Origin of the sequence: Pseudomonas sp. SIMBA_067, from assembly GCF_046534675.1 — a bacterium.
Taxonomy (GTDB): Bacteria; Pseudomonadota; Gammaproteobacteria; order Pseudomonadales; family Pseudomonadaceae; genus Aquipseudomonas; species Aquipseudomonas putida.
In genome coordinates this window covers 1-277 of record NZ_JAWRYH010000335.1, presented here as the reverse complement: position 1 = coordinate 277, position 277 = coordinate 1, and the positions used below count along the sequence as shown (strand labels likewise).

Below are 277 nucleotides of genomic sequence, written 5' to 3'. Positions count from 1 at the left end.
CAGCAGCGACTCCAGGCTGGCACGGCCACGCTGGGCCACTTGCTGGCGTGCGTCCAGGCTCAATGTCAGTGCACAGGCAATGGCGTACAGCGCCACGGTCGGGCCGTACACCCAGATACTGCCGAAGGCATACAGCAACCCGCCCACCGCCGGGGCGACGATGGTGGCTGCCTGGGTCGCCGAGGCCGAGGCCGCCACCGCCCGTGGGAACAACCCCGGCGGCACCACATTGGGCAGCAGGGCCTGGGTGGCCGGCATCTCGAACGAGCGCGTGGCG

General features: G+C 70.8%; 1 pseudogene. It reads right to left on the bottom strand.

Annotated features, from left to right (window positions below):
* Positions 1 to 277: pseudogene (locus tag SB765_RS29340) on the bottom strand (MFS transporter); the annotation flags it as partial.